We start from the raw sequence: 10,899 nt of genomic DNA on the forward strand, positions 1-10,899 counted from the left end.
ATACACACGTGATGAACTACCTTGAATGGGTGAATCGTCATTTACACAAAAATATTGACAGTACCGGAGGAGGTGGGTTATAATGAACAAAGGAGTGGGTTATAATGAACAAAAAAAATATAAAAGATAGTCAAAACTTTATTACTTCAAAGCATCATATAAATGAAATTTTGAGAAATGTACATTTAAATACAAATGATAATATTATTGAGATTGGTTCAGGGAAAGGTCATTTCACGTTTGAATTAGCTAAAAGGTGTAATTATGTAACCGCCATTGAAATAGATCCTAAATTATGTAGGATAACTAAAAACAAACTTATTGAATATGAGAACTTCCAGGTTATCAATAAAGATATTTTACAATTTAAGTTTCCTAAAAATAAGTCATATAAGATATATGGAAATATACCCTACAATATAAGTACAGATATAATTCGAAAAATTGTTTTTGAAAGCACAGCTACAGAAAGTTATTTAATAGTGGAATATGGATTTGCTAAAAGGTTGCTAAATACAAATCGTTCACTAGCACTATTTTTAATGACAGAAGTTGATATATCCATATTAAGTAAAATCCCTAGAGAATACTTTCATCCAAAACCTAGAGTTAATAGCTCGTTAATTGTATTAAAAAGACACCCTTCAAAAATATCACTCAAAGATAGAAAACAATATGAAAATTTTGTTATGAAATGGGTTAACAAAGAATACATAAAACTATTTTCCAAAAACCAATTTTATCAAGCCTTAAAATATGCAAGAATTGACGATTTAAACAATATTAGCTTTGAACAATTCTTGTCTCTTTTCAATAGCTATAAATTATTTAATAGATAAGTTAAGGGGTGCATAAACTGCATCCCTTAACTTATCTTATTTTGCTTAAACAATCTTGGCCCGTAAACTGCATAACTCATATGTAAATCGCTCCTTTTTAGGTGGCACAAATGTGAGGCATTTTCACTATTTCCGGCAATTACTTCCATGTAAAGTATAAAACACACTATACTTTATATTCATAAAGTGTGTGCTCTGCGAGGCTGTCGGCAGTGCCGACCAAAACCATAAAACCTTTAAGACCTTTCTTTTTTTTACGAGAAAAAAGAAACAAAAAAACCTGCCCTCTGCCACCTCAGCAAAGGGGGGTTTTGCTCTCGTGCTCGTTTAAAAATCAGCAAGGGACAGGTAGTATTTTTTGAGAAGATCACTCAAAAAATCTCCACCTTTAAACCCTTGCCAATTTTTATTTTGTCCGTTTTGTCTAGCTTACCGAAAGCCAGACTCAGCAAGAATAAAATTTTTATTGTCTTTCGGTTTTCTAGTGTAACGGACAAAACCACTCAAAATAAAAAAGATACAAGAGAGGTCTCTCGTATCTTTTATTCAGCAATCGCGCCCGATTGCTGAACAGATTAATAATAGATTTTAGCTTTTTATTTGTTGAAAAAAGCTAATCAAATTGTTGTCGGGATCAATTACTGCAAAGTCTCGTTCATCCCACCACTGATCTTTTAATGATGTATTGGGGTGCAAAATGCCCAAAGGCTTAATATGTTGATATAATTCATCAATTCCCTCTACTTCAATGCGGCAACTAGCAGTACCAGCAATAAACGACTCCGCACCTGTACAAACCGGTGAATCATTACTACGAGAGCGCCAGCCTTCATCACTTGCCTCCCATAGATGAATCCGAACCTCATTACACATTAGAACTGCGAATCCATCTTCATGGTGAACCAAAGTGAAACCTAGTTTATCGCAATAAAAACCTATACTCTTTTTAATATCCCCGACTGGCAATGCCGGGATAGACTGTAACATTCTCACGCATAAAATCCCCTTTCATTTTCTAATGTAAATCTATTACCTTATTATTAATTCAATTCGCTCATAATTAATCCTTTTTCTTATTACGCAAAATGGCCCGATTTAAGCACACCCTTTATTCCGTTAATGCGCCATGACAGCCATGATAATTACTAATACTAGGAGAAGTTAATAAATACGTAACCAACATGATTAACAATTATTAGAGGTCATCGTTCAAAATGGTATGCGTTTTGACACATCCACTATATATCCGTGTCGTTCTGTCCACTCCTGAATCCCATTCCAGAAATTCTCTAGCGATTCCAGAAGTTTCTCAGAGTCGGAAAGTTGACCAGACATTACGAACTGGCACAGATGGTCATAACCTGAAGGAAGATCTGATTGCTTAACTGCTTCAGTTAAGACCGAAGCGCTCGTCGTATAACAGATGCGATGATGCAGACCAATCAACATGGCACCTGCCATTGCTACCTGTACAGTCAAGGATGGTAGAAATGTTGTCGGTCCTTGCACACGAATATTACGCCATTTGCCTGCATATTCAAACAGCTCTTCTACGATAAGGGCACAAATCGCATCGTGGAACGTTTGGGCTTCTACCGATTTAGCAGTTTGATACACTTTCTCTAAGTATCCACCTGAATCATAAATCGGCAAAATAGAGAAAAATTGACCATGTGTAAGCGGCCAATCTGATTCCACCTGAGATGCATAATCTAGTAGAATCTCTTCGCTATCAAAATTCACTTCCACCTTCCACTCACCGGTTGTCCATTCATGGCTGAACTCTGCTTCCTCTGTTGACATGACACACATCATCTCAATATCCGAATAGGGCCCATCAGTCTGACGACCAAGAGAGCCATAAACACCAATAGCCTTAACATCATCCCCATATTTATCCAATATTCGTTCCTTAATTTCATGAACAATCTTCATTCTTTCTTCTCTAGTCATTATTATTGGTCCATTCACTATTCTCATTCCCTTTTCAGATAATTTTAGATTTGCTTTTCTAAATAAGAATATTTGGAGAGCACCGTTCTTATTCAGCTATTAATAACTCGTCTTCCTAAGCATCCTTCAATCCTTTTAATAACAATTATAGCATCTAATCTTCAACAAACTGGCCCGTTTGTTGAACTACTCTTTAATAAAATAATTTTTCCGTTCCCAATTCCACATTGCAATAATAGAAAATCCATCTTCATCGGCTTTTTCGTCATCATCTGTATGAATCAAATCGCCTTCTTCTGTGTCATCAAGGTTTAATTTTTTATGTATTTCTTTTAACAAACCACCATAGGAGATTAACCTTTTACGGTGTAAACCTTCCTCCAAATCAGACAAACGTTTCAAATTCTTTTCTTCATCATCGGTCATAAAATCCGTATCCTTTACAGGATATTTTGCAGTTTCGTCAATTGCCGATTGTATATCCGATTTATATTTATTTTTCGGTCGAATCATTTGAACTTTTACATTTGGATCATAGTCTAATTTCATTGCCTTTTTCCAAAATTGAATCCATTGTTTTTGATTCACGTAGTTTTCTGTATTCTTAAAATAAGTTGGTTCCACACATACCAATACATGCATGTGCTGATTATAAGAATTATCTTTATTATTTATTGTCACTTCCGTTGCACGCATAAAACCAACAAGATTTTTATTAATTTTTTTATATTGCATCATTCGGCGAAATCCTTGAGCCATATCTGACAAACTCTTATTTAATTCTTCGCCATCATAAACATTTTTAACTGTTAATGTGAGAAACAACCAACGAACTGTTGGCTTTTGTTTAATAACTTCAGCAACAACCTTTTGTGACTGAATGCCATGTTTCATTGCTCTCCTCCAGTTGCACATTGGACAAAGCCTGGATTTACAAAACCACACTCGATACAACTTTCTTTCGCCTGTTTCACGATTTTGTTTATACTCTAATATTTCAGCACAATCTTTTACTCTTTCAGCCTTTTTAAATTCAAGAATATGCAGAAGTTCAAAGTAATCAACATTAGCGATTTTCTTTTCTCTCCATGGTCTCACTTTTCCACTTTTTGTCTTGTCCACTAAAACCCTTGATTTTTCATCTGAATAAATGCTACTATTAGGACACATAATATTAAAAGAAACCCCCATCTATTTAGTTATTTGTTTGGTCACTTATAACTTTAACAGATGGGGTTTTTCTGTGCAACCAATTTTAAGGGTTTTCAATACTTTAAAACACATACATACCAACACTTCAACGCACCTTTCGGTACTGTCAATATTTTTGTGTAAATGACGATTCACCCATTCAAGGTAGTTCATCACGTGTGTATTCAATTGTACTTGTTCGAAGTGTTGATTTGAGTGTGTAGGAAAGGGCTAGCCCTTTCCTACACACTCAAATTTCGCGCTGGCCGTTCCGGTCTAGTTTGCCAGTTCGTGCAGCTGCTCAAACATTTCTTCTAGCTTTGCACGGGCCTGATTGAAGCCGATGTGACAGCGCGTGGCGAAACGTTGATTGTAGTCCTCGAACTGCATCACTAAAAAGCGCTCCAACGATTCTTCGCGTTCGAGCGCTTATACGGTGCCACTGTCTGTTGCTTGAACTCACCGTTGCGATCACGCGGGATTTGAAGCGTTAAATCGCCGTACTCCGTGTGAAGTGTACGCGAATAAGACCCATTGCGAGAATTGCCTGAGTTGAACCCGATACGATCGTATTTTTCATAATCCAAAAATTCCGTTAGTTCTGTCGCAAGTAACGAGTTGATCGCCATTTCCAAGTGCGAACGAAAAACCTCGGTAATATCTTGTTTTTTTGTAAGTAGCATCGACAATTTCTATTGTAAACTGATTCATAGGGAGACCTCTTTTCTAGGATTGGTTATGGTGACTTAATTCTACCAAGAAAGGGGCTTCCTTTTTCTATGGAATTTTCTATTTACACAAAATATTTTATACTCTCAAAGGTAGCCTACAAAAATACATATTCACTTAAATAAATATACATTTCGAATTGAATAAACATTCCCAAATGTAAGTTTGGGGGCATATAAAAAACGAGAAAACTTTGATATTACAACGTTTTCTCGTTTTTTTATGGAACATTATTTATACAGAATTTTATGCACGTTTCTACAAAGCTAGTGCCAGCAACGTTTACGCTTATTTTTGTATTGGCTGCGTTAGTTACGATATTGCATAAAATCCTGCATATTTTTATCGATTTAAAGTCGAACTTTTATGCTATGCTTTCATATAGAAACGATCTTTTGAAAAATATGGTACAATATGAAGAGAGTTTTTCAATCAAAACATTGTATACCCAAATGAATGGAGGAACGATCTATGCAATCCATTTTAATTGTTGAAGATGATATTTATATAAGCGATATGGTGGCAAATCGTTTACAGCGGGAAGGCTTTCATGTCTTAAAGGCTTTTTCTGGAACAGAGGCATTGCTCGTTTTAGCATCGCAGCAACCTGATTTGATTTTACTAGACCTTATGCTACCCGGTCTCTCAGGTGAAGAAGTATTACCTAAAATTCAGCAAACGCCAGTTATTATTATGAGTGCCAAAGCAGAAGTAAATGATAAGGTTCAGTTACTGCTAAACGGAGCTGCAGATTATGTGACAAAGCCTTTCCATTTAGAAGAGCTTGTTGCGCGTATAACGGTTCAACTACGAAAGGCACAACAAACAGAACAGCAGCAGCTACTTACCTATTCTGATATTACAATGGATACCATTTCTCATGTAGTGACCGTTCATGAACAGCCTATAAAGCTCACTAGAACAGAGTATGCAATTTTAAAATGCTTGCTGCAACATCCAAAGCAAGTTGTCACAAAATCGCAAATTCTACATGTTATTTCAAGTGATACACCTGATTGCACAGAATCAACACTTAAAGTACATATAAGCAATATTCGGATTAAATTGCGTGAAGCGACTGGCAAGGACTATATACAAGCAATTTGGGGTATCGGCTTTAAATTTGAAAACAATTAAATCTATACGATTTCTTTACTAATTTCTTAACCGTTTTCTTTACACTTTTTTGCTATCCTTTGGGTACATCAAAGGAGGTTGTAATATGGACTATGTATTACAAGTACAAGGTTTAACAAAAAAGTATCATCAAAATACGGTCATTAACGATTTACATATGAGCGTGCCTAAGGGAGCTATTTACGGCTTTGTCGGTAAAAATGGTGCCGGTAAAACAACGCTTATTCGGCTCATTTGTGGTTTACAAGAGCCAACAGCTGGCACGTATACGTTATATGGCACAAACCATCATGAAAGCGATATTTCAACGACGCGTCGCCGTATAGGTGCAGTCATTGAAGGGCCTTCTATTTATATGAATATGACAGCTGAGGACAATTTAAAGATGCAGTACCGTGTGCTTGGACTCCCCTCTTTTGATGGGATTCCAACGTTACTTCGATTAGTCGGCCTCGAGCATACCGGCAAGAAAAAGGCGAAGCACTTTTCACTCGGTATGCGACAACGATTAGGCATTGCTGTTGCACTATGTGGAGACCCTGATTTTTTAGTACTCGATGAACCGATGAACGGACTTGATCCAAAGGGTATTATCGAAATGCGCGAGCTCATCTTAAAATTAAATCGTGAACAGCAAATAACGATACTCATTTCAAGCCATATATTAGATGAATTAGCACGTGTAGCAACGCACTATGGCTTTATTGATAACGGTAAAATGATTCAAGAAATTAGTAGCACCGAGTTAGAAAAAGTATTCCGTAAATGTACCCGTATAAAAGTAACAAATATCGGCGTGCTAACGCGTGTACTCGATTCTATGCAACAGGAATATACGGTTGTTTCTGAAGAAGCTGTAAATGTGTTTGGTGAGGTACACATTACCCCACTTGTTTTAAGACTTGCGAACGAACATTGCAATGTGCTGTCTATACATGAGCTCGATGAAAGTTTAGAACACTACTACTTAAACATTGTAGGAGGTGCTAAACATGCTTAACGTCATACGAGCAGAGCTATTTCGCTATAAAAAAAGCAAATTATTTTGGGTAATACTCACTGCCATTTTCATAAATGGGGGCGTTTATGGTATGTCCGTTGCAACGAGTGAAGTATTTGACGATATATTCATTATGCCTTTATTTATTCTACTTGCCGCCTACTTCTCACTGATGATTGGTAGAGAATACGCAGACGGTACGATTCGTAATAAAGTCATTGCTGGTAAAACAAAAGCCACGATTTACTTTGCACAAATCACGCTTAGTTTGATGATGAGCACAATTTTTATCGGTGCATTTTTCATTCCATTTATCGTGATTGCGAGTACAACAATGGCTGCAAATATTCCACTAGCCGTCATACTATCTAGTAGTGTTGGCTTTATAATGAGTATCTTTGTTTGGAGCATTTTGTTTACCGTTGTCAGTATACTGATTTCATCACGTGAAATTGCAGCAATCATTAATTTCATCCTGTTCTTTGCCATCATGATTAGTGCTTATCAAATTAATCATTCGTTAGGGCAGCAGGAATATATAAGTACCATTACGTCCGAATTACCGGAGCAAATGACGCCAGAGGAAGTCAAACAAGCAGTGGACGGCACATTTGAAGGTAGCTATTATACAGAACAGAATGATGATGGTGCACTTATCTATTTAAAGTTGATTCAATCTGGAGAGGAAATACTAAACCCTCGATATATTGATGAGCCATTGCGCACAATACTGCAACCGCTTGAGTATTTATTGCCATATGGGCAATTGAATGCTTATATATCAACGCTAACTAGCTATATGTATGCTGCTAGCGAGGAAGATGTTCCGTTCCATTTATTCCCGCTCTATTCTCTTTGTATGTTAGCTGTATTAATTGCAATCGGCTTCATCGCATTTCGTAAAAAAGATTTAAGGTAAAGGTAGGTGAGCAAGATGCTTCTTTGGATTTGCTGTGGCGTTTTATTGCTAATTGTCCTCTTTCTTGGTGCCAGACTTATCATGCTTCGAAGAGGGATTAATGAATTTCAGAAGGATTTGAAGAAGCATCTTGCGCATGAAACGAATACGCTTCTTTCAACCTCTACAACAGATCGACAAATTCAATTCTTAGCGGCGGAAATGAATATTCACCTCCGTGAGCTACGCGAAAAAAGAAGACGTTATGAAAACGGAGATCAGGAACTGAAAGATGCAGTAACAAATATCTCTCACGATTTACGGACACCACTAACAGCTATTTCCGGCTACCTTGAACTGCTCGATCAGGAGGAAAAATCTGTGGCTGCTCAGCAATATTTAGAGACCATTAAAAATCGTACCGATGCGATGAAGGGGCTAATCGAGCAATTATTCCATTACTCGATGATTACATCATCAACGGAAAAACCGAATATGACAGTTGTCTCCTTAAATGCTGTATTAGAAGAAAGTATCTCGATATATTACAGTGCACTTGTTGAAAAAAATATCAAACCCATCATCACGATACCAGAGGAGCCAATTAAACTTTTTGGAGATCAACAAATTTTATATCGAATTTTCGATAATTTACTGAGCAATGCGATTAAATATAGCGATGGTGATTTGCACATTACACTTTCACCTAACGGAACTATTTCATTCATGAATACCGCTTCATCTTTAACGACGATTGAGGTTGAAAAATTATTTAATCGATTTTATACGGTTGATTCCGCAAGATATTCCACTGGTCTTGGTCTATCCATTGTCGAAAACTTAGTTGAGCAACTAAGTGGCAAAATATCTATAGCATTTCACGATAATCAACTAACAATTGCATTAGCATTCCCTAACTTAATAAAAGTAAATGAAAGGAGCCCTTCATAATGGCTCCTTTCATTTTATCTGATATTCTCAATTTTTATAAACTCTCTTATAAAAAATAGCAGCACGACAATTAGCCATGCTGCCTTCACAAAAGTGACAAAGTACTTCCCTAGTGTAGCATAGGATTACTCGATTCTTTACTTTTTGCATTAGTCTGACAAAACAGGAACAAACGTTTCTTTAAGGGTGAGTGTATGGAAAATCGGAATCGAGACAGAGGAACGATCAAATGGACGGCAATGATGCTGCCAGAGCACGTAAAGCTTTTACGTGAATGGCACGCTGAAGATGACTACTTACCTGAGCCGCAGCATGATGAATACGAGTTTGAAGAGCTAGCTCACCAAATACAAACGGCTGTACAAACAAATAGTGAGGTAGCTATTCAATATTGGGATAACGGCAGTGCCTCTTATGTTGAAGGTACTTTAAAAAATCAACACTTCGAATAGGTACAATTAAATACACAGGTGATGAGTTCCCTTGAACGGGTGAATCATCATTTACACAAAATTATTGACAGTACCTTTTTGGAGAGTACAAAATATTTTGTGTAAATAGAAAATTCCATAGAAAAAGGAAACCCCTTTCTTGGTAGAATTAAGTCACCATAACCAATCCTAGAAAAGAGGTCTCCCTATGAATCAGTTTACAACAGAAATTGTCGATGCTACTTACAAAAAAACAAGATATTACCAAGGTTTTTCGTTCGCACTTGGAAATGGCGATTAATTCGTTACTTGCGACAGAACTAACGGAATTTCTGGACTATGAAAAATACGATCGTATCGGGTTCAACTCAGGCCATTCTCGCAATGGATCTTATTCGCGTACACTTCACACGGAGTACGGCGATTTAACGCTTCAAATTCCGCGTGATCGCAACGGTGAGTTCAAGCAACAGACAGTGGCACCGTATAAGCGCTCGAATGATACACTGGAAGAAACCGTGATTCACCTGTTCAAAAAAGGGATTACGATGGCGGAAATTGCGCAATTAATCGAGAAAATGTATGGGCATCACTATACGCCGCAAACGATTTCGAATATGACAAAGGCTGTTTCAGAAACGGTAGAAGCCTTTAATAATCGTCCTTTGCACAGTCGTTACGTAGTCGTGTATTTAGACGCGACATATATTGCCGTGCGTCGTGATACAGTGTCAAAAGAGGCCGTCTATATTGCGGTTGGTATTCGTGAAGACGGCTCCAAAGAAGTGCTTGGCTATACGATTGCCCTAACAGAATCGTCTTACAACTGGCAAGAGCTACTAGAAGAGCTCAAAGACCGTGGTGTAGAAGACGTACTTTTATTCGTATCAGACGGCTTAAAGGGCATGGCTGACGCTGTTTTTACCGTGTTTCCAAAGGCAAAATATCAGGTGTGCCTTGTCCATGTGGCGCGCAATATTATGCATAAAGTACGCGTAGAAGATCGCAAGGAAGTGTGTGAAGATTTTAAAACGATTCACCAGGCAAAGGACGCCGAAGCAGCGAAAATAGCACTTGAAGCGTTCTGCGAAAAATGGAGAAATTCGTATAAAAAAGTCACGCAAGGCTTACTGGAAAACCCGTATTTACTAACGTTTTATCAGTTTCCAAAAGCGATTTGGCGAAGCATCTACTCGACGAATTTAATCGAGTCGTTCAATAAACAAATCAAAAAATATACGAAGCGTAAGGAACAATTCCCAAACGAAGAATCACTGGAACGCTTTTTAGTGACGCAGTTCGAAGACTACAATCAACGTTTCGCCATACGTTGCCACATCGGCTTCAATCAGGCCTATGCCAAACTAGAAGAAATGTTTGAGCAGCTGCACGAACCGACACACTCAAATCAACACTTCGAACAAGTACAATTGAATACACAGGTGATGAGTTCCCTTGAACGGGTGAATCGTCATTTACACAAAAATATTGACAGTACCTTAAATTTATTCTAGACCATTTTTTTAATATAATTAATGCAAATTAGGATTATATACTCACATATCCTCACTAGCGTCGCATTAAAATAATTCAACGCAGCACTATAATCTGAATTATCTGTAATCTATCAAGTTCATAAAAAAAGCCTTTATAATGGTTTGGTGGTAGTAACCTATCCAAATCCAAAATAAAGGACAATCACATGGATAAGTTTACACGAAAAACATCATTTGAACAATGGTTTTCACCGATGAATCATTCATTATTTGA

The 10,899-nt window shown here is 37.2% G+C and carries 9 protein-coding genes and 2 pseudogenes; 7 read left to right on the top strand and 4 right to left on the bottom strand.

Annotated elements, in window-relative coordinates:
• Positions 1–104: 104 nt before the first annotated feature.
• Entirely contained in the window at positions 105–839 is a 735-nt protein-coding gene (locus ACFQ0V_RS03630) for a 23S rRNA (adenine(2058)-N(6))-methyltransferase Erm(T) (RefSeq protein ID WP_002345002.1), read from the top strand.
• Positions 840–1,427: 588 nt separating this feature from the next.
• On the opposite strand, the gene bleO is transcribed toward ACFQ0V_RS03630, so the two are convergent.
• The 4 genes and pseudogenes from bleO to ACFQ0V_RS03650 form a co-directional block, all read right to left on the bottom strand.
• Positions 1,428–1,832 (bottom strand): bleomycin binding protein, encoded by a 405-nt coding sequence (gene bleO, locus ACFQ0V_RS03635; protein ID WP_001242578.1) that lies wholly within the window; start codon positions 1,830–1,832, stop codon positions 1,428–1,430.
• 216 nt (positions 1,833–2,048) lie between these two features.
• Entirely contained in the window at positions 2,049–2,810 is a 762-nt protein-coding gene (gene aadD1, locus ACFQ0V_RS03640) for an aminoglycoside O-nucleotidyltransferase ANT(4')-Ia (RefSeq protein WP_001014230.1), read from the bottom strand.
• A gap of 168 nt (positions 2,811–2,978) precedes the next feature.
• Positions 2,979–3,962 (bottom strand): protein rep, encoded by a 984-nt coding sequence (locus ACFQ0V_RS03645; RefSeq protein WP_000336291.1) that lies wholly within the window; start codon positions 3,960–3,962, stop codon positions 2,979–2,981.
• A gap of 440 nt (positions 3,963–4,402) precedes the next feature.
• Positions 4,403–4,694: pseudogene (locus tag ACFQ0V_RS03650) on the bottom strand (transposase); the annotation flags it as partial.
• A 489-nt stretch (positions 4,695–5,183) separates the two neighbouring features.
• On the opposite strand from ACFQ0V_RS03650, the gene ACFQ0V_RS03655 reads away from it, so the two are divergent.
• The 6 genes and pseudogenes from ACFQ0V_RS03655 to ACFQ0V_RS03680 form a co-directional block, all read left to right on the top strand.
• Positions 5,184–5,849 (top strand): response regulator transcription factor, encoded by a 666-nt coding sequence (locus tag ACFQ0V_RS03655; RefSeq protein ID WP_381009812.1) that lies wholly within the window; start codon positions 5,184–5,186, stop codon positions 5,847–5,849.
• Between the two features lie 85 nt (positions 5,850–5,934).
• Positions 5,935–6,849: an ATP-binding cassette domain-containing protein gene (locus ACFQ0V_RS03660; RefSeq protein ID WP_381009815.1), complete on the top strand. Its 915-nt coding sequence runs from the start codon at positions 5,935–5,937 to the stop codon at positions 6,847–6,849.
• Positions 6,842–7,768, top strand: a complete 927-nt coding sequence (locus tag ACFQ0V_RS03665) for an ABC transporter permease subunit (protein WP_381009818.1) — start codon at positions 6,842–6,844, stop codon at positions 7,766–7,768. Before ACFQ0V_RS03660 ends, ACFQ0V_RS03665 begins: the two co-directional genes overlap by 8 nt.
• Positions 7,769–7,783: 15 nt before the next feature.
• Positions 7,784–8,698, top strand: coding sequence for a sensor histidine kinase (locus tag ACFQ0V_RS03670; RefSeq protein WP_381009821.1), 915 nt, complete (start codon positions 7,784–7,786; stop codon positions 8,696–8,698).
• A gap of 194 nt (positions 8,699–8,892) precedes the next feature.
• Positions 8,893–9,150: a YolD-like family protein gene (locus tag ACFQ0V_RS03675; protein ID WP_381009824.1), complete on the top strand. Its 258-nt coding sequence runs from the start codon at positions 8,893–8,895 to the stop codon at positions 9,148–9,150.
• Positions 9,151–9,337: 187 nt separating this feature from the next.
• Positions 9,338–10,511 (top strand): annotated as a pseudogene (locus ACFQ0V_RS03680) (IS256 family transposase); the annotation flags it as partial.
• Positions 10,512–10,899 lie beyond the last annotated feature (388 nt).

The organism is Savagea faecisuis (assembly GCF_042675605.1).
Classification (GTDB): domain Bacteria; phylum Bacillota; class Bacilli; order Bacillales_A; family Planococcaceae; genus Savagea; species Savagea faecisuis.